Source organism: Mucilaginibacter sp., from assembly GCF_965200995.1.
Lineage (GTDB): Bacteria > Bacteroidota > Bacteroidia > Sphingobacteriales > Sphingobacteriaceae > Mucilaginibacter.
Window position 1 is genome coordinate 2133424 of sequence record NZ_OZ241743.1, and the last position, 19270, is coordinate 2152693.

The 19270-nt window shown below is 47.7% G+C and carries 15 protein-coding genes and 1 pseudogene; 4 read left to right on the forward strand and 12 right to left on the reverse strand.

Annotation, left to right across the window (positions count from 1 at the left end; genetic code table 11):
- Positions 1 to 75: 75 nt before the first annotated feature.
- The 12 genes from ACY652_RS10070 to ACY652_RS10125 form a co-directional block, all read right to left on the reverse strand.
- Positions 76 to 1365 carry a DEAD/DEAH box helicase gene (locus tag ACY652_RS10070; protein WP_462264244.1) on the reverse strand — a complete coding sequence of 430 codons (1290 nt, stop codon included), beginning with the start codon at positions 1363 to 1365 and terminating at the stop codon, positions 76 to 78.
- A gap of 118 nt (positions 1366 to 1483) precedes the next feature.
- A complete protein-coding gene (locus tag ACY652_RS10075) occupies positions 1484 to 1939 on the reverse strand; it encodes a MarR family winged helix-turn-helix transcriptional regulator (RefSeq protein ID WP_462264245.1) in 456 nt (151 codons plus the stop codon).
- A 116-nt stretch (positions 1940 to 2055) separates the two neighbouring features.
- Positions 2056 to 4584, reverse strand: coding sequence for a DUF5686 and carboxypeptidase-like regulatory domain-containing protein (locus ACY652_RS10080; protein WP_462268240.1), 2529 nt, complete (start codon positions 4582 to 4584; stop codon positions 2056 to 2058).
- A 762-nt stretch (positions 4585 to 5346) separates the two neighbouring features.
- Positions 5347 to 5802 carry a ferritin-like domain-containing protein gene (locus tag ACY652_RS10085; RefSeq protein ID WP_462264246.1) on the reverse strand — a complete coding sequence of 152 codons (456 nt, stop codon included), beginning with the start codon at positions 5800 to 5802 and terminating at the stop codon, positions 5347 to 5349.
- An 84-nt stretch (positions 5803 to 5886) separates the two neighbouring features.
- On the reverse strand, positions 5887 to 6903 hold the full coding sequence (locus ACY652_RS10090; protein WP_462264247.1) for an LLM class flavin-dependent oxidoreductase: 1017 nt from the start codon (positions 6901 to 6903) through the stop codon (positions 5887 to 5889).
- A gap of 140 nt (positions 6904 to 7043) precedes the next feature.
- Positions 7044 to 7697 (reverse strand): DedA family protein, encoded by a 654-nt coding sequence (locus ACY652_RS10095; RefSeq protein WP_462264248.1) that lies wholly within the window; start codon positions 7695 to 7697, stop codon positions 7044 to 7046.
- A gap of 52 nt (positions 7698 to 7749) precedes the next feature.
- A complete protein-coding gene (locus ACY652_RS10100) occupies positions 7750 to 8535 on the reverse strand; it encodes a DUF4397 domain-containing protein (RefSeq protein ID WP_462264249.1) in 786 nt (261 codons plus the stop codon).
- 4 nt (positions 8536 to 8539) lie between these two features.
- Positions 8540 to 9232, reverse strand: coding sequence for a DUF4397 domain-containing protein (locus tag ACY652_RS10105; RefSeq protein WP_462264250.1), 693 nt, complete (start codon positions 9230 to 9232; stop codon positions 8540 to 8542).
- Positions 9233 to 9348: 116 nt separating this feature from the next.
- Positions 9349 to 10473, reverse strand: a complete 1125-nt coding sequence (gene dnaN / locus ACY652_RS10110; protein ID WP_462264251.1) for a DNA polymerase III subunit beta — start codon at positions 10471 to 10473, stop codon at positions 9349 to 9351.
- Between the two features lie 34 nt (positions 10474 to 10507).
- Positions 10508 to 12910, reverse strand: coding sequence for a gliding motility-associated ABC transporter substrate-binding protein GldG (gldG, locus tag ACY652_RS10115; protein WP_462264252.1), 2403 nt, complete (start codon positions 12908 to 12910; stop codon positions 10508 to 10510).
- A 142-nt stretch (positions 12911 to 13052) separates the two neighbouring features.
- On the reverse strand, positions 13053 to 13610 hold the full coding sequence (locus ACY652_RS10120; protein WP_462264253.1) for a hypothetical protein: 558 nt from the start codon (positions 13608 to 13610) through the stop codon (positions 13053 to 13055).
- A 62-nt stretch (positions 13611 to 13672) separates the two neighbouring features.
- Positions 13673 to 14380 (reverse strand): ATP-binding cassette domain-containing protein, encoded by a 708-nt coding sequence (locus tag ACY652_RS10125; protein WP_462264254.1) that lies wholly within the window; start codon positions 14378 to 14380, stop codon positions 13673 to 13675.
- A gap of 246 nt (positions 14381 to 14626) precedes the next feature.
- On the opposite strand from ACY652_RS10125, the pseudogene ACY652_RS10130 reads away from it, so the two are divergent.
- From ACY652_RS10130 to ACY652_RS10145, 4 genes and pseudogenes are all read left to right on the forward strand, one after another.
- A pseudogene (locus tag ACY652_RS10130) lies at positions 14627 to 15919 on the forward strand (serine hydrolase domain-containing protein).
- Between the two features lie 315 nt (positions 15920 to 16234).
- Positions 16235 to 17713 carry a glycine--tRNA ligase gene (locus ACY652_RS10135; protein WP_462264255.1) on the forward strand — a complete coding sequence of 493 codons (1479 nt, stop codon included), beginning with the start codon at positions 16235 to 16237 and terminating at the stop codon, positions 17711 to 17713.
- 110 nt (positions 17714 to 17823) lie between these two features.
- A complete protein-coding gene (locus ACY652_RS10140; RefSeq protein ID WP_462264256.1) occupies positions 17824 to 18174 on the forward strand; it encodes a hypothetical protein in 351 nt (116 codons plus the stop codon).
- 204 nt (positions 18175 to 18378) lie between these two features.
- Complete coding sequence (locus ACY652_RS10145; RefSeq protein ID WP_462264257.1) at positions 18379 to 19224, forward strand: endonuclease/exonuclease/phosphatase family protein; 846 nt, start codon at positions 18379 to 18381, stop codon at positions 19222 to 19224.
- The last annotated feature ends 46 nt before the right edge of the window (positions 19225 to 19270 follow it).

Consider the following 19270-nt stretch of genomic DNA (forward strand, 5'->3'; position numbering starts at 1 on the left):
AATGCCCCTTTTATATAAACTATTACGCCATTGCTAAAGGAAGCAATGGCGTAATAAAGAAATTTGTTATTCAGTTTAAGCGTTGCCGCGGCCACTGTTGTTTCCTGCCGACCTGCGGCGCGGATTTTGCTTTTGGCGTTGCTGATTTCGCTGGCTGCTGGAAGGCGTACTGCGGTGTTGCGCATTGTTTTTCAACTCTTCACGCAGCCGCTCGGTTTGGGTACGCTGCTTTACCGGGTAAGGGTGCGCATCGTTTACCGGTACGGCACGGGCAATCAGCTTTTCTATATCTTTCAAGTAGTCGCGTTCTTCATCGTCACAAAAAGACAGTGCAATACCATTGGCGCCCGCCCGCCCGGTACGCCCTATACGGTGTACATAAGTTTCGGGGATGTTAGGTAGCTCAAAATTAATTACGTGCGTTAACTCATCAATATCAATACCCCGGGCGGCAATATCGGTAGCTACCAGTACCCTTGTGCTGCGGTTCTTAAAGTTGGTAAGCGCCCGTTGCCTGGCGTTTTGCGATTTGTTGCCATGTATAGCTTCGGCGGTAATACCGGCACGGCTTAAATCCTTTACCACCTTATCGGCCCCGTGCTTGGTGCGGGTAAATACCAGTGCGGTTTGTATTTCTTTATCCTTCAGTATATGGGCCAGCAGGGATTTTTTGTTCTCACGGTCAACCAGGTACACGCATTGCTGAATGGTATCGGCTGTGGAAGAAACCGGGGTAACCTCTACATACGCAGGCTGATTTAATATGGTTGAGGCTAACTGTTGTATCTCCTTAGGCATAGTGGCCGAGAAGAACAGGGTTTGGCGCCTGGTGGGCAGCTTGGCAATAATGCGTTTTACATCATGCACAAAGCCCATATCCAGCATACGGTCGGCCTCATCCAGTACCAGAAACTTAATCTGGTTCAGGTGAACGTATCCCTGATTTATCAAATCAATTAAACGCCCCGGCGTGGCTACCAAAATGTCTATCCCTCGCTTCAATGCATCTACCTGCGGATTTTGCGATACGCCGCCAAAAATTACCAGATGCTTCAGGCCGGTGTGCTTGCCATAAGCCTCCAGGCTCTCATCAATCTGTATAGCCAGTTCGCGGGTAGGCGTTAATATCAAGGCTTTAATAGCCTTAGGCTCTTTATGCTGACTACGCTCCTGGTACATCAGCTGCAGGATGGGAATAGAAAAAGCAGCCGTTTTACCGGTGCCGGTTTGGGCGCAGCCTAATAAATCTTTTTGCTGTAATATAAGGGGGATTGATTTTTCCTGTATGGGGGTAGGGGTAGTGTACCCTTCGGTTTCAAGCGCTTTCAGGATGGGCGCTATTAAATTCAAATCTTTAAATAACATGTATTATCATTGGCTGTACAGTAACTGCAATGCTACAAGTAGAGCCAGTGCAAAGATACAGTATTTATTTGCAGGGGATTGTCATAAGAATTTGCCCGGTAAAGAAGCCGATGGCTGATCAGATGGCAACCGGGCACTTCATGCCCTCATGAAACTGAATCAGTTTGCTCATTACCTCAACAGCTATCTGGTAGTTTTCGGCGCCTACCAGCTCTTCATATTTATTTTCCAGGTAGGTAACTTGGGTTTTCAGGTGTTCAAAGAGTTTAATGCCGTCGGGGGTAAGATATAACATTACACTGCGTGCATCAGTGGGGCTTTTTTCACTTTTAACCAGGCCGTCGGCTTCTAAGGCTTTAATTACCTTACTGGCAGCCTGCTTGGTTACATTCATTTTAGAAGCCAGTGTATTGTTGGATATACCCTGGGTTCCAATACTCATAAACATAGGCAGGTGCGCGTTATTAAAGCACTGCTGCCCGCAGCACAACTGCTTGTCGGCCCAGTCTTCGGTGGCACGCTTTAGCATATATACCAGCTTAACAAGCGGAATTTTAGGCTCTGTTATTTTCATCTCAATCTCCGGCTGTACGTAGCGCAAATATCAGCCCGCAAATTACTGCTGCGGTAAGCAGCTAAAATGCCTGGCCTGTTGGTTATTATAATCGGTATTACATTACGAATATAACACTAAAAATCGAGTTTTACCATAGCCCTTACTCCCCATTCCGGTGCGCCGGGATTGCTGAGGTAGGTAAAGCGTTTTACCAGATCCACGCGCAAAAACTTAAAGATGTTACTTACACCTACGCTGCCTTCTACATAAGGGCCATTGTTTAAAGTATAGGTACCCGCACTGTTTACCCCGTTTAACGGAAAGCGCAGCAGCGAAGGATCATTAGCCGGGTTGTTCTGGCTGCGTACACCGCCCCATAGCGCTTTTACATCTAATACCTCGCGCCATTTCAGCTTTTTAAGCAACGGCACTTTGTTAAAGAAAAAGCCATTAAAATTATGGTCGAGATTAACGCTGGCATAATGATCGCTTACAAATTCCAAAAAGTTCATGAGGTTGTAGGATTGCAGCTGGAAGGAATACGACTGGTTGGCCCGGTGAATATCCAGCAGCGGAAACGGAATGCCGTTGCCAGCAATATAGTTGCCCTCTGCTACCACATCAGTATAACCCAGCTGCGATAGGTAAAAGCGCTTGCTGATGTTGCCTGTTATATTGCTGTAGTTATAATCTCCGCCCAAAAAGCCTTTCAGCCCCTGATTGTAGCGCAGGGTAAATATAGGATAACTATCAATGATAGGTGTACGGTACAGCTTGCCCTGGTAAAAGCGCTCATGTGGCGCATAGCGCAATTCGAGGCCCAGTTCGGTAGTGTGTACGGTGCTTACGTTGCTGAGCCTGTTGTTTTCTAAATCCCTGAAATATAAAGAGCCGGCCGGGCTTTGATCCCACTTCTTAAAACCAAATTTATAGGAAAAATGGGTTTCAAACTCATGCACATAATCGAGCCTGAAGATGTTATTGTACAGCCAGATGTCATTATCGCCGCGTTTGAAAGACAGCAGGAAGTTGTCTTCCTGCACAAATTGCAGCTCCTGGCCGGGTATCTTGGTATCGTGCTGATAGCTGGCGCGTATATAGCTTTGCGGAAAGGCGTATATAGATTTATTATTAAGCGAATAGCTGGAACTCAGAAAATATTTGAACTGCTGATCTCGTGTACCGTAAGCGCCGTAGGTTTCAAAATAATAGCGCTTACTAAATTCGGGCGTACTGCGGCCGCCCAGGCGGCCCCTGAAACCTTCTACCGGGTTAAAGCTGTAAAACGTATTGACAGGGCCAATCTCAAACGGGCCTACATTCTTGTAACCGGCTACAAACAGCGTTACCAGATCAGCCGTGCGCTTAAAGGATGGAATGGTTTGCAAACTGTCTATATTTTTGTATACCCCGGCTTCGGCCTTGCTTAAGGTATCAGGGCGGCTTGCAGTCCAGTACTTATCGTTCTTATCGTCGGCGTGCGTGGCATATACCAGCGCAGGGCCGTCGTATACCTCTTTTGGCCGTGGGGTATTTACAGCAAAGCTGTCTAATATTACTTTACGCTCGCCATAAATACCGCCGCCTCTATTTTTATTAATGCCGAACTCCATTTTAAGGTCGCTCTGGCTCAGGCGGTATTTGCTGTTGGCGGTTTTCTCAAAAGCCAGCGTAGCCTGCATCTGGCGTACAAAGTTAAGATTGATGTTTTTGTTAACCCGCAATACGGCATGTTCAACCGCATAGTTGCCATCAAGTGTTACATACAGTTTTCCTTCAAATAGCAGGTCAGTAGTATTGCGTGGCGTAAAGCTTAACTCTACCAGCCAGGGCTGCTGGTCTTTTAGGGTATCTGTGATGAAAAATTTATAAAATTCGGGCGAATGATTAGCAATGGGGCTTAACAATTGGTTAGTAACCAATGAGATATTATTATCGTAAATATTGATGTCCTGATATAAGCGGTTAAAGTAGGCGGCCAGGCCCTGATTATCAACATACTTGGCATCATACTTTACCTGTTTACTGCCCTCAATAATTTGTTTTTTGGTGTAAGGCGCTTTGCGGTAGTAGGTTTTAGAAAGCTTTTCTTCCATGTAAACAGGAAGCAATGTTTTGCCGCCTATTTCGGTAGAGTCCTGCTGCTGAAACATAAACTGGTAATTCTTGAACAGCCTTTTGTTCCTGAACTTGTCGGACAGGTTGCTTAAATAAAAATTCATGCGCTCGTACTGGCGGTACTCGGCGTAATTAAAATTTTCTAACCGGTTTTGGTCTTTGTGGGCAATTACCTTACGGATAAGTTCTACAGCGGGATTACCTTTATTGCGGTATTTCGCTTTCTTTCCGGCAGTTACCACCACTTCGTTCAGCAGTTGCTTGTCTTCGTACAAGGTAATATTCACGGTTTGCGTTGCGCCGGGAAGAATGGTTTTATATACCGTTTTGTAGCCTACAAAGGAAATCTTAAGCTGGGTGAAGCTGCCATTGGCCGACAAGCTGAACTTGCCGGCATCATTAGTGCTGATACCTTTTGTACTGCCGGCAAATGAAACGGTAACGTAGCTGAGCGCTTCATGCGTTTTGCCATCGGTTACTGTACCGTTTACGGTAGTGGTTTGCGCTTTTGCACTCAGGCAAAGGCTAAATGCTACGGCCAGCATGGCACAGCCCTTTAGCCGCGATGAAGTGTGTATGTTTTTAAATGAAACAGGGTGCTGCACCAAAAAAGTGGCAAACCGCTGCAAAAGCTTTGTGATTATAAAGCTGAATACTCCCCGCAGGTGCTGAGTTTTTGCCTGTACAAGCAGCAGTATAGCCATAAGTGTATGCCATTGGAGGTAGAATAACTGCTTCAGGTAGCTGGTATTAATATCATCATTACCGGGTATTGCCTGTTTCAGCAAGGCATCAAGTATAGTACGGGCAAAATCCTTTAGGTATAAGCCAGAAAAAACAGGCAGTGCAGGCATTAAAAATTGTAGGTGCAGGTTAACAAATTTCATAACATCGTCTAAAACGTTACAAATGTAAACCAAGTTGACTATTTTAGTCAAATAAGTTGACTAATAAGACGAATTTATGACAAATCCCGTACAGATATTTTAAGCGGCCTTTCTAATTACATGTAATAACCATACGCTCACCATTACTTTTAAAAGTATTTTTATGGTACGAAATGTAAGTATCCGGCAGCTATGAAGAGATATAAATTTTAAGCAAAAATTATAAGCAGTTGTGATATTGTGATAGTGTAGGCTTAATAATGGATCAATTACTATATCCTTAATGACATCTCAATGGTGGCAAGTGAACCTTATAGTAGTGATTATGATAAATGTTTTACCTGTAAATACCTAAAGATTAGAATATAAAAAACGCCCTGTAATATTATTACAGGGCGTTTTTTATATAATGAATTAATTTTACTGGCTGTCGCGCAGAGCCTTGATCTTGTCATGTGAGGCCTGAATCTCGCCAGACTGGCTGCTTACCAGTGAGCTGTACTCGGCTGAAAGGCCGCTATCGGGTGCCAGGGCATCCTTGTAGGCTTTCTTAATGGCATCCTCGCCACGCTCGCACTCGTTTAAGATGCTCTGACGGTCTGAGCCGCCAAACAAGGCCTTTACGTCAATCCAGGCACGGTGCAGGGTACCGCTCACCGAGTTGGAAGTTTCCGCATCGCCGCCGGCCTGGCCTACCTTAGCGGTTAGCTCCTGGCTGAATTTGCGGCTTTGCTGGGCGTAATCCTCAAATACGGTTTTCAGATCCTGGCTGCCGCCATCCAGATCCTTGATCGCTTTTTCAAACCCGTCGGCGCGGTCGTTATTAATCTTAATTAAGTCGGATAATACGTCTAATGAACTGTCTGAAGTTGCCATAATGGTAAATGTTAAATAGTAGATGTTAATATTTGTGTAGTTATATAGACAACCACCGTGCCATTTTTGTTTACCCTGCACCAATTAATCATCACTTAACAGTTGCCCGGCAATCAAATTATAGGATTGCAGCCTTTCTTCAAAAGTTTCGGTAATGGTAATTAATATCAGTTCATCTACCTTATAGGTTTCGGCAAGGCGGGTAAGCTTTTCTTTAATTTGCGCCGGTGTACCGGTTACCATACGCCGGCGGTGATAATTCATACGCTCAAGCTCGGCCGGGGTATAATCTTCCTGCTCAATATCTTCGTAGTTTACCGGCTCCAGGCTGCCGCCGCGCTCCAGTTGTAAAAAGCGGTGCACCATTAAGGCTTCATGGCGGCGTATTTGTTCTTCGTCCTCGCTGCAAAAGGCGAAGATAGCCACACTGGCCTGCGGCTGCGGCATATCAGCCGAGGGCTTGAAACGGCTGCGGTACAACTCCACCGCCTGTGCGCCACCCGCCGGATTAATAAAATGTGCAAAGGATAGTCCCATGCCGAAATGGGCTGCAAACAAACCGCTTTGTCCGCTGGAGCTAAGCAGCCACATCTCAGGTACGGTAGCAACCTTAGGTATGGCCTTTACTCTTTCCTGTACAGTACCGGGTGTAGCTGTGTCATGAAAGTAATCTTGCAGGTCGGCCAACTGTTCTACAAAATCCTGCTCCTTAAACTGGTTGGCGGGGTTTAATACCGAAGCGGTCAGCCGGTCGGTACCGGGCGCACGGCCCATGCCTAAATCAATACGCCCCGGCGCCAATGCCTCCAGCATCCTGAAGTTTTCAGCCACTTTCAAGGCACTATGGTTTGGCATCATTACCCCACCCGAACCTAAACGTATATGGTGGGTTTGCGCCGCTAAGTTAGCCAGCAATACTTCGGGCGTTGAACCGGCAAGGCTGGTGGTATTATGGTGTTCGGCTACCCAAAAGCGGGTATAGCCTAAGTTTTCGGTATGTTGTGCCAAAGCGATGGTTTCCTGTATGGCCTGTGTGGCGGTAACGCCTTTACGTACGGGCGATTGATCAAGCACGCTGAGGCGAAGGGATGTTATACTCATGCTTATTGCTGCACAAAAACCGGGCAGCAGCAACTGTATGGCAGCAGTGGCAGTGGTTTTATGGCATTCGGCTTACACTGGCTGCCATGCCTGCGGGCTGCCTGCAGGTTTTAAATCAACAGCGCACCGGGTAGTTGGTTTCAGGCTGAGGTTTTGCTGCCAAAACGCTGTTTAACAGCCAGGTAAACAGGCGGTACAATAGATATCAGCACAATACCCAAGGCGATAAGCGAAAAATTTTTTTTGAAGAAGGGAATGTTGCCCAGCAGGTAACCGGCTGTTAAAAAGGCAACAATCCATAATATGGCGCCTGCAATGTTATAGATACTGTATTTCACAAAGCTCATTTTACCCACACCGGCTACAAAGGGGGCTACCGTGCGTATAATGGGCATAAAACGGCTTAGTATAACGGCAGTAGCGCCATATTTAGTAAAAAATTCCTGCGTTTTAAGGTAATAGTCGAGTTTTAAGATTTTGTTTTCGGGCTTAAACACACGGGGACCGAAATAATTTCCCAAGGCGTAGTTAAGGCTATTGCCCAAAAAGCCGGCTGCAATCAGTATCAACCCCAATATATATATATCCAAACCCGACTGGCCTCCGGCAATCAGCGCCCCGGCAGCAAACAGCAGTGAATCGCCGGGCAGAAAAGGGGTAACCACAAAGCCGGTTTCGGCAAAAATGATGGCAAATAAAATAAGATAGGTCCAGCCCTGGTACTGGTTGGTAATATCGTTCAGGTGTTTATCAATGTGCAGTATAAAATCAATCAGGTGGTGCAATAGTTCCAAAGCCGCTGGGTTTTAAGCCTCAAAAATAAAAATACATTCGGAATATTACAGTTTAGTTATTGGCAATTGCAGCGGCGCCTATTGCGGCGCTGTCTAAACGGCCTGTAATGCCCCGGCTGTACAGTGTGTATAACCTGCCATCCAGTATAGTAATGTTGGGCAGATCTATCAATACATTGCTGCTTTCATTCACGCTGCTGCCGGCAGGTACAAATTTAAAATCATAGGTACCGGCGGGCAGTTCTATAAAATTGGTTGTTTTAGGATAGGCTACTTTTTGAAAGGCCAGTGTGCCGTTTGCATAAATGTCATAGCCATTGGTATTGGAGCGCAGCGAGGCATTTACATAGCGTACCTTTCCACGGCCCAGCGATGGCGTTTGCGCCGTATCAACGGTAACGGTATAATCCAGCGTTCGGTCGGTGGTAAGGCCGGTAAGGAACAGGCTGTACCTCAGGCCGGATCGTAAATGCACTTTGGCGGTATCTAAGGTAATCAATATAGAGTCAGCTACCTTAGTAGAGCGCAGCTGCAGCGGGCTGTTCGAAGAACGTACGGTAAAATACCCGGAGGGGATATTGTATTTATAGGAAGCGTAAGTTTGCAGCGCCACCAGTGTGGTAGTGGAGTTCAGCGGGTTTTGAATTACATTATTGATGTATAACTGCACCGGGTAAACATCGGGGCTGAGGTTGATGATGCGCACCAGTACGCCGGAATCAATAGACGCAGTAGTGGTTTCTTTTTTGCAGGAAATCAGTAACGCGTTTATCAGCAGCAATACTAATGGCAAAGCAAAAATATAGGATAGCTTAAGGTTACTTTTTGGAATAGGCATCTGCTTATTGATTAACATAAAGGCCCGAACTTACAAAAGCGGCAGAATCCCGGGCAAAAAGGGTGTAAATGCTGCCGCCGGATAAGGTAATCACCTTTGTGTATGCAGGAACCGTACTGTTGCCTTTATAAATTTTAATGGTCTTTTGCGAAGAAGATGCAGTAATAAAGTTACTTACCGATTGAAAAGTTGTGCCCGTAACCAGCACCGTATCATTTAAGGATACAGTGATACTGCCCGATTTGGAAGCGGCGTGTACAAACCTGATGAGCGCATTACCAGTGGGTGAGGCCGGCAGGGTTTCCTTAATATAAAAAGCGTTTGCCGAATTTTCGGTACCGCCTATAAACCAGGTATATCGCGCGCCGGAATCAATGGCCAAAGTTCTGGACAGGATAGTATCTGATGGCGCAAGCACCGTAGTGGCCTGGCCGTCTAAAGGCTTTTTGATAGAGAAGCGCTGCATACCGGCATTTACGGTCAGGTAACCTGAATGGCCGGAAACAGAAATGTTGGCGGAGTTGCTTAACCGGGTACCATTCTGGTACAGGTTAAATATTACATCCGTAGCGTTTACCACGTCCAGCTGTGTTTGCCTGGGCGATATATAGCTGTCGTCGGCATTTTTATTGCAGGCGCCTATACCTAAAGTAATCAGCACTGTCAATAAAAAGATATAACGCAACCCCGGTTTCATGTAGATAATTTGTTTTATAACTTAATTATTTAGCGTTTGTTATCTGCTGCAATTAAAAATCCCGGCTCATGTTACCATGCCCGGGACTGTAATAGGTGTTATTGCACTGTTATAATTTAAGCGTAGCTGTTCAGCATTACCGGCATTACCAGCATCAGCACATCTTCGTTCTCATCACTATCCTGCGGCAGCAGCAAGCCGGCCCGGTTCGGGGTCGACATGTGCAGGGATACTTCCTCGCTGCCCAGGTTTTTCAGCATCTCAATCAAAAAACGGGCGTTAAAGCCAATCTCCAGATCTTCGCCTTCGTACTGGCAGCTTAAACGCTCGTGCGCTTCGTTAGAGAAATCAATATCTTCAGATGATATATTCAATTCGTTGCCGCTAACTTTTAACCGCACCTGGTGGGTGGTTTTATTGGCATAGATAGCTACCCGGCTCAGGGTACTTAAAAACGCCTGGCGGTCGATGGTCAGCTGGTTAGGGTTATTTTGCGGGATAACGGCCTCATAATCCGGGTAACGCTCGTCAATCAGACGGCACACTAAATTGATGTTACCGAACTTGAAAAACGCGCTTGTATTATTATACTCAACGGATACATTCACATCCTCGGCCGGCAATGCCGATTTAAGAAGATTAAGCGCCTTTTTGGGCAGAATAAAGGAAGTATTGCTGGCGGCATGTGCATCGGTGCGGCGATAGCGTACCAGTTTGTGCGCATCGGTAGCCACAAAGGTAAGCGCGTTGCTGGATAGCTGGCAGTATACCCCCGTCATGGCCGGGCGCAGTTCATCACTGCTTACCGCAAAAATGGTTTTGTTGATGGCCTCGGCCAGTACAGATGCAGGCAGGTTAACCGATGAGGCATTTTCTACCGAAGGTATCTTGGGGAAGTCCTCGCCGTTCTCACCGCTCAGTTTATATTTACCATCGCCTGCGCTTATTTCCACCCCAAAGGTACGGTCATCTACCGAAAAGCTTACCGGCTGCTCGGGCAATGATTTTAAGGTATCGAGCAGGATGCGCGAAGGTATGGCAATGCGGCCGTTTTCCTGGGTTTCTACCGGCAGTGAGGTAGTCATGCTGGTTTGCAGGTCGGTAGCTGATATTTTAAGATTGCCGTCGTTTATTTCGAATAAAAAGTTTTCCAGTATGGGCAGCACGGTGCTGTTGCTTAACGCGCCGCTTACCGATTGCAGTTGCTTCAGTAAGGTGGAGGTGGAAACGATAAAGTTCATAATCTGTAATTGATTAACCCAAAAGTATTAATTTTTAACGGGCATACTTTCTTTTGCGCAGGTAATGTTGAAAAATCGCCAAAATTGTTAATAGTAATAAAGGCAGTACCGTGTTTACCACTTGCCAGTACATCTTTTCGCTGCGGATACGGGCGCGGTCAAGCAGGCGCAGCGTTACTTCCTTGTTGCGTAAGGACATTAGGCTGCTGTCGCCGGTCAGGTAATCGGCCATGTTCAGCAGCAGGTTCTTGTTGCCATAGGTTTGCTGCGAGTAGCGGTTGTAACCCAGCGGGAATGGCGAACCATCATTGCCTACCTGATTTTTCAGCACATCGCCATCACTGATAACGATCATTTTGGCCGGCTTGCTACTACTCAGCACTGGGCCGCTGTAACCCGCACCTGCAGGCACGGGCCTGTTTTGGAAGGCCGACTTAAACTGGCCTTCCAGGAGTACGGCTGCCGGTTTAGGCTGACTTTGGAATGCTTTCGGGTTGGGCTCCCGCTCCAGCGCCTGCAAAGACAGCATATACGGAGCAGTAAATGTTCTGCTGTAGGGCGACGAAGCGAGCAGGATGGTTTTATGGACGTTTTTGATCGCTATGGTATCTATAGTACCGGCAAACTCGCTGTAGATGCCATCGAGGTTGCGTACCACCGGGTGTTTGGCCAGGGGCATAAATACCGGGTAAAACAGCCAGGGCAATAACTGTATCTGCGCCTGCCCGCCCATATTGCCGGTAGCCACCGGTATCTGCGCACAACTGATGTCGGCAATCAGATCGGCATTCAGGCGCACGCCGTAGGTAAACAACTGGTCGTCTAAATTTAGTTGTTTAGGAAAGCTCAACTGTTCGCCGCCGTGGCCGCGCAGGCTGTCCAGCTCGGCGCTTACCTGGTCTATCGTCCACAATATGCTGCCGCCCTGCATCAGGTACTGGTCTGTCTTAAACTTTTCAGCCTCGGTAAAGGCCATGTCAGGCTTGGGTATTACCAGCAAGCTAAGCCGGTTAAGCACCAGCAAAGGCGTGGTTTTTATATCTACCCGGCCTACGCTATAACTTTCTGACAGGGATTTCCGGGCGTCGTTTAACTGCAAATCAGTAAGTTCATGGTGGCCGGTAGTAAAACCAATAAGCGGCTTGCCCTTGCCGGTTACCTTTTTAATAGCCGAGGTAAAGGCGTATTCCAGGTTTTCAATTGAGTTGTTCAGCACCTCATCCGGCGAAAGCCCGATACGGCTTTGCAGCAACGGCACGGCAATGGCATTACCGCCCGATTGTACCATCGCTGCCGGAAAGATGATTTTCTGCGATACGCCGTCATCTGTTTTTACGCTGAAGTTGGTAGCCACAATGCCCCGGCTTTGCAGGCTGCTGATGGTATCGTTCTGCTGCTCCTGCGGCACGCCGGCCAGCGGGTCTTTAAATTCAAACTCCAGGCGGCGGCGACTGTAGGCCTGCAAATCGTTCAGCATATCGCGCGTGGCGGTTTGCAGGCGCTTCATGCCGCCCGGAAAATTGTTGCCCTGCAGGTATACCGTTACCTTTACCGGCTGCTGCAGGTGTTCCTCAATATCACGGCTTACGGGTGAGAGGGTGAAGCGCTTATCGGTAGTAAAATCAAAACGGTTGAAGGTAATATTGAGCGAAGCCAGTACGGTGAATCCCAGCAAACCCGCAGCTGCACTATACAGGCCACTCTGGCCAAGCGGGCGCTGCTGCTGCAGGGTAAGGGCCAGCAGGGCCAGCAAAATAAATATACCGCTCAGCACCACAAAATAAGCGAAATCGCGTGTATCCAGTACGCCGCGGCTTACCGACTCGTAATGGCTGTTGATGCCCAGCGTTTGCAGGTTGAGGCTTTGCAGCGATAGCAGCTGGCTGAGGGAATCGAACCCGGCAAAAAAGAAGTAGCATAAAAATACCGCAATGGTAAAGGCCACAATCTGGTTTTTGCTAACCGCCGAAGTAAAAATACCGATAGCCGTAAACGTAGCGCCCAACAAAAACAAGCCGATATAGGAGCCGATCACCGCCCCGGTATCTATGTTGCCCTGCGGGTTGCCCAAATTATATACCGAGTAATAATAAATTAGCGTGGGCAGCAAGGCAAAACCTACAAGCGTAAGGCAGGCCAGGTACTTGCCCATCAGTATCTGCAACTGCGTTAGCGGCCGTGTAGCCAGCAGTTCCATGGTACCCTCGCGGCGTTCCTCGGCCACCGAGCGCATGGTAATGGCCGGGATCAAGAACATGAACAGGTAAGGCGCAATATTAAACAGGCTTTCCAGCGAAGCATAGCCGTTGGCGAGGATGCCGCTATCGGGAAATACCCACAAAAACAACCCCAGCACCAGCAGGAACACCCCGATGGTAATATAAGCCACCAGCGAACTAAGGTAAGCCGCAATTTCTTTTTTAAATATGGTAAACATGTCGGCTATGGCTAAACGGCAGGCCTAAATTTAAGTTAGGCCTTCAGCGAAATTAATTGTATGCTAAATTGTGCTTTTTCCGGGCAATAAAAAAGGCGGAGGTGCAATTGCACCTCCGCCTTTTATGAAAACAAAGAAAATACTACAAGCCAAATTTATAAGCCAGGCGTAAAGCCAGCTGGTTTAATGAGCCATTGCCATTTACACGGCCTTCATAGCGTACACCAATATCAATGGCATTACCACCGCCTGCCGGTGATGATAAGCCAACACCAGGCGCATATACAAACGCAAAAGGATGGTCTTCACCGTCCCCCGTGTGAATTGAAGTACCGTATTCTCCCTCGAAATATAATCCGTTGCTGAAATAATATTTGGTACCTAATTTTACAGGTATAAAACCTGCACCGGGAATTCTTTTATTAGCGTATTCATTGGGAACATAATATGATGAATAATATGTAGTGTATTTCTTTCCTATGAACCTGTTATAGCCGCTGGTAATGGTGATGTGGAACGGTGAAGCATTTACAGGTACTTCGAGTTTTAATGTACCGCCGATGGCAAAGTCAAAATAATCATGTCCCTCACCTATGGGGATACCTGCGTCGGGGCCGATGCTTAGCTTGAGTGTATTCTTTTGTGCAACGGCACAAGTGATGCTGAAAGTGGCTACAATAGCCAAAAGGAGCTTTTTCATAAAATTGCGATAAGTTGAATTGTTTCGTCACAAATATAAAAGTTAGCTGCCTATTTGCAAATTTATGGATTGGTGAGCCGGATAAAAACTTTCTCCAGGCTGCTTTCGCCATAGGCAGAAGTAAGCGAAGCCAAATCATCATCAGCCACTATTTTACCTTTATTAATGATAACTACCCGGTTGCACACAGCTTCCACCTCCTGCATTATATGGGTGGAGAGAATGACGGTTTTGGTTTGGCCCAGTTCGGTAATGAGTTGCCGTATGCCCACCAGCTGGTTAGGGTCAAGGCCGGAGGTAGGCTCGTCCAGCACCAGTACTTCGGGATTGTGCAGAATGGCCTGCGCCAGCCCCACCCGCTGCCGGTAACCTTTGGAGAGCTGGCCGATCAGTTTATGCTGCTCGGGCCCCAGGCCGGTTTGCTCAATTATCTCGGCAATGCGCTTTTGCGGCTGGTACAATCGGTGCAGCCCGGCTACAAAGGTCAGTGCCTCCTTTACATACATATCGGTATACAGCGGGTTGCTCTCGGGCAGGTAGCCGATATGTCGCCGCACTTCTAAGGATTGGGCAGCCACATCATAACCATTCACCCTTGCCGTGCCTGATGTTTGCGGGATAAAGCCGGTGAGTATCTTCATGGTGGTAGACTTGCCCGCGCCGTTGGGGCCTAAAAAGCCCAGTACCCCTTTACCGGCCGTAAAGCTGATGCCATCCACTGCCTTCTGGCTGCCGTAAACTTTGGTCAGGTTCTCTACCTCAATGCTCATCGGTGTAAAATTAGTGATTTGGGCCGAAAGGTAAACCTTTGCTTATTTTTAAAAGGCCGTAACAATCTGCTCGTTGCATTATCCTATCATCACATTCAATCACCTTGCATCATGATAAAGTTTGGCACCTGTTATAAATTATATATAGCCGTGGTTGCAGGCTTGCTGTTCAGTATTGCCGCCGCAGCGCAAACCACCCCGCCCGAGCGCAGAACCGATACGCTGGCCCGCACACTGCTACGCCTGATGAACGAGCATAAAGCCGACAGCATTTATTACTATGCCGGGCAAAGCTTTAAAGCACAACTGGACGGGCCAACCTTTAAAAATATCTGCGAAACCAGTCTGTTCCCGCTTACGCCATTGCCGGCGCCGGTATTTGCGGACAGCAAAAACGGCATCAGCAAATACCGGTTAGAGGCGCTGCAGTTCATCATCGGGCTGGATAAGGAAGGCAAATACAATACCTTCGCCCTGCAGCCTTACCGCGAGGATGCGGTAAAGACCACCAAAGCCACTACCGATAATCCGCTCAAAACAAAGTTGGACAGCACCATTAACCAACTGGCATCGCCTTACATACAAATTAAAGGCAACGTGGGCGTGAGCATTGCCATTCATTACAAAGGGGCAGATTGTTTTTACAATTATGGCGAAACCCGGCAGGGTAACAACCAGCTGCCCACTCAAAATACCTTGTATGATGTTGGCTCGATCACCAAAACCTTTACCGCTACGCTGCTGGCTATGGCGGTGAACAGCAAAAAGATAAGCCTGCAAACGCCCGTTACCAGCTTCCTGCCCGATTCGGTAGCCGCCAACCCTGCACTTAAAGGCATCACGTTTGCACAGCTGGCCAACCATACCTCCGGGCTGCCCCGGCTGGCCGGTAACATGAGCTAGGCCGTGCTCAACTCCAGTCAGCCTTATGCGGATTACGGTGTGCAGCAATTATTCGCTTACCTGAAAAACTGCAAACCCGAACGGCAGCCGGGCGCAAAATATGAGTACAGCAATTTAGGCGCAGCCTTGTTAGGTGTATTGTTGGAACGCATCTATCATCAGCCTTATGAAGAGTTGGTGGGCAAGTACATATTAAAGCCTGTTGGTATGACGGAAACCACTATGCGCATACCATTTGATGGTATTGCAATGGTAGCTACAGGTTATAATGAGCAGTTGCAACCTGCGGCCCCCTGGCGGTTTAAGGTATTCCAAGCCGCAGGCGGTTTAAAAAGTAATACGGCAGATATGCTGCGCTATGCAAAATTACAACTGCAAACAGGCATTACTGCCTTAAATAAGGCAGTAATGCTTACCCATCAGGTTACTTACCAGAAAGATCAGCAGAGGGTAGGCTTAGGCTGGCATTACCTGAATGCTGCTTCGCACATTGTGCAGCACTCCGGCGGCACCGGCGGCTACCGCTCGCTTGTTGCTGCCGATCTGGATAAAAGTATAGCGGTAGTGGTGCTCACCAATAATGCCGCCACCGGCGATGAACTGGGCATCAGGCTGGTGCAGGCGTTGGGTAAGTAAGAAGTGAATGTGCCTAACCGCCACTGCTGACAGTAATATGTCAGCGTTCACGGTGTTCACGGGTGTTCACACCTCCGTGAACGTGAACACTGTGAACAGCTATCCCCCCTCAATACACCGCCATTCTGCAGGTAGTAATAAGCAAGCACTTTTTGCTTATTAACTCCTTTTATGGCATTTTTAAGCATTTTATGATTGATTTTCTTTTGCTGTACCTGCTTCAGGCGGTGGTTACGGCTTACCCGATCTATTAAGATTAGCAGTGGCTAACTCCGGCTTCTGCACTCTCCAACTTATTGCTACCTTTGCGCCGTTATGAGCAAAACGACTGACGAGCAGTTTAAAAACGTGGTGGCCCATGCCAAGGAGTATGGCTTTGTGTTTCCTTCCAGCGAGATTTATGATGGCCTGAGCGCCGTATATGATTACGGCCAGAACGGCGCCGAACTGAAGAATAACCTTAAAACCTACTGGTGGAAAGCCATGGTACAGATGAATGAAAATATTGTGGGCATTGATTCCGCCATTTTCATGCATCCCAAAATTTGGGAAGCCAGCGGCCACGTAGGCGGCTTTAACGACCCCATGATTGACAACAAGGACTCGAAAAAGCGTTACCGGGCCGATCAGTTGATTGAGGATCAAATTTCAGCCTATGATAAGGAAGGATTAACCGATCAGGCCGAAGCCTTACAAGCGGCGTTTGACAAAGCCCTGAACAGCGACAACCTGGGCAGCCTGCGCGAGTTGATCTTAGCGCATGACATTAAAGACCCCATCAGCGGCACCGCCAACTGGACCGAAGTGCGCCAGTTCAACCTGATGTTCAGCACCCAGATGGGGGCAATGGCCGAAAATGCCGATTTAGTATACCTGCGCCCTGAAACCGCACAGGGCATCTTTGTGAACTACCTGAACGTGCAGAAATCGGGCCGGATGAAGATTCCGTTTGGTATTGCGCAAATTGGCAAGGCCTTCCGTAACGAGGTGATTGCAAGGCAGTTCATCATCCGTATGCGCGAGTTTGAGCAAATGGAGATGCAGTTCTTCGTGCGCCCCGGCACCGAAATGCAATGGTACGAGCACTGGAAACAGCTGCGCCTTAACTGGCACCTGGCACTGGGCACCGATGCTGCCAAATACCGTTACCACGACCATACCAAGCTGGCCCACTATGCCAATGCCGCCGTAGATATTGAGTATGATTTTCCCTTTGGCTTTAAAGAAGTAGAAGGCATACACAGCCGCACCGATTTTGACCTGAGCCAGCACCAAAAGCATTCAGGCAAAAAGATGCAGTACTTTGACCCTGAACTGGGCGAAGACGGCAAGCCGTATGGCAATTACATCCCATACGTAATTGAAACCTCTATCGGGTTAGACCGTATGTTCCTGCTTACGCTGATTAACGCCTATGAGGAAGAAGACCTGAGCACTGCTGAAAAGCAGGACAGCCGTACCGTGCTGCGCCTGCACCCTTGCCTTGCCCCGGTAAAGGCGGCTATTTTCCCGCTCACCAAGAAGGACGGGCTGCCCGAAAAGGCCCGCGAGATTATGGCGAACCTGAAAACTGAGTTTAACCTGCAATACGAGGAGAAGGATGCCATTGGCAAGCGCTACCGTCGCCAGGATGCCATTGGTACGCCGTTTTGCATCACCGTTGACCACCAGACGCTGGAAGATAACACGGTAACCATCCGCCACCGTGATACGATGGCCCAGGAGCGTGTACCTGCCGACCAGTTAGACCGTATTATTGGCGATTTGGTAAGCTGGAACAATGTGCTGAGGTAATTTTTTTGATAGTATAGTTACTGCAAAGCCGTTATTATTGGTAACGGCTTTGCTGTTTATAAAAACATTTTCGAAGCCACCGCACTTTCTTAGTAGTTAAAATATCTGCTATGAATACCAAACTTTTCGACCGTAAACAACACGGCATTAACGACTATGGCTTTGCTGCCATCCAATTGCTGGTTCCCGCTTTGATAGGATGCAATAAAAATGCAATAAAAATGCACGCCTTATTAGGGGCCAACGTGTTGGCTTACAATGCACTTTCCGATACCCCTGTTGGGTTGAAACCATTGATTCCCTATAAAATTCATGAAAAGGTTGATATTGCCACTGTAGCCGGGCTGGCCCTGTTAACTTTTGCCAAACCTATCCGCCAAGATAAGCGGGCATTACCCTTCCATATTGGCTTAGTGGCCTTGGCTGCAGTTAATGTATTATTAACCGATTGGGATGATTGAGTAACTGCTTGATTTATTCCCCTATCCACACTTGTAATTTTCACCGCAGTGAGGAAACCTTTCAGGCAGCCGGTCTGCGGCGAAGAGTTCTCCCTGCGGTGGAAATGGCAGGGTTATAGTAATCATAACTTAACGTTATCCGCCTAAACCTGTAAGCAAAAAACATTTACTTTGCAGAAGTTCATTCACCAACTGCTGCCCGGTATGAAAACACGCCTGTTCTTAACCTTTATATTTTTACTGCTTACCGCAATCTTCACCCAGGCCCAAACCTTGCGGGTGGCTACCTACAACCTGCGCTATGCCAATGCCGGCGATTCGGTTAAGGGTAACGGCTGGGCACAGCGGCAGCCGGTAATAGCAGGTTTAATACGCTTTCATGATTTTGATGTGTTTGGCGTGCAGGAGGCGCTGCACCGGCAGCTTACCGGCTTACAGGCCAAACTGCCGGGTTATGCCTGGCTGGGCGTAGGGCGTGATGATGGCAGGCAGGCCGGCGAGTATGCCGCCATATTTTACAAAACCAGTCGCTTTAAGATATTGCAGCAGGGGCATTTTTGGCTGTCTGCAATAACTGACCGGCCCAATAAGGGATGGGATGCCGTTTTGCCGCGCATCTGTACATGGGCGCAGTTTGAGGATAAGCAATCACATCAAAAGTTTTACCATTTCAACCTGCATATGGATCATATAGGTGTAGAAGCCCGCCGCGAAAGCGCCAAACTTATACTGGCTAAAATAAAAATGCTGCCGCCTGATATGCCGGTCATCCTCACCGGGGATTTTAATGTGGATCAAACTTCAGACAGCTATTTGCTGCTTAATAACTCGGGAGTATTAAAAGATAGCTATACAATTACTGATCATCCCTATGCGCCCAGCGGCACTTTTAATGATTTTGATGTGCATACCAATACTACCAGCCGTATCGATCATATTTTTGTAACCCGCCAGTTTGAGGTGTTACGCTACGGTATTATTACCGACAGCTATAACGGCCGCACCCCTTCAGACCATTACCCGGTAATGGTGGAGCTAAAGCTGAAATAATTCTTTCGTTTTACTATAAAAAGCAGCTTTGGGTAACAACAGAACC

Coding starts and splice junctions, on each gene's coding strand:
- ACY652_RS10070 (WP_462264244.1), bottom strand. CDS start 1,365: ATGTTATTTAAAGATTTGAATTTAATAGCGCCCATCCTGAAAGCGCTT.
- ACY652_RS10075 (WP_462264245.1), bottom strand. CDS start 1,939: ATGAAAATAACAGAGCCTAAAATTCCGCTTGTTAAGCTGGTATATATG.
- ACY652_RS10080 (WP_462268240.1), bottom strand. CDS start 4,584: ATGCTGGCCGTAGCATTTAGCCTTTGCCTGAGTGCAAAAGCGCAAACC.
- ACY652_RS10085 (WP_462264246.1), bottom strand. CDS start 5,802: ATGGCAACTTCAGACAGTTCATTAGACGTATTATCCGACTTAATTAAG.
- ACY652_RS10090 (WP_462264247.1), bottom strand. CDS start 6,903: ATGAGTATAACATCCCTTCGCCTCAGCGTGCTTGATCAATCGCCCGTA.
- ACY652_RS10100 (WP_462264249.1), bottom strand. CDS start 8,535: ATGCCTATTCCAAAAAGTAACCTTAAGCTATCCTATATTTTTGCTTTG.
- ACY652_RS10105 (WP_462264250.1), bottom strand. CDS start 9,232: ATGAAACCGGGGTTGCGTTATATCTTTTTATTGACAGTGCTGATTACT.
- dnaN (WP_462264251.1), bottom strand. CDS start 10,473: ATGAACTTTATCGTTTCCACCTCCACCTTACTGAAGCAACTGCAATCG.
- gldG (WP_462264252.1), bottom strand. CDS start 12,910: ATGTTTACCATATTTAAAAAAGAAATTGCGGCTTACCTTAGTTCGCTG.
- ACY652_RS10120 (WP_462264253.1), bottom strand. CDS start 13,610: ATGAAAAAGCTCCTTTTGGCTATTGTAGCCACTTTCAGCATCACTTGT.
- ACY652_RS10125 (WP_462264254.1), bottom strand. CDS start 14,380: ATGAGCATTGAGGTAGAGAACCTGACCAAAGTTTACGGCAGCCAGAAG.
- ACY652_RS10135 (WP_462264255.1), top strand. CDS start 16,235: ATGAGCAAAACGACTGACGAGCAGTTTAAAAACGTGGTGGCCCATGCC.
- ACY652_RS10140 (WP_462264256.1), top strand. CDS start 17,824: ATGAATACCAAACTTTTCGACCGTAAACAACACGGCATTAACGACTAT.
- ACY652_RS10145 (WP_462264257.1), top strand. CDS start 18,379: ATGAAAACACGCCTGTTCTTAACCTTTATATTTTTACTGCTTACCGCA.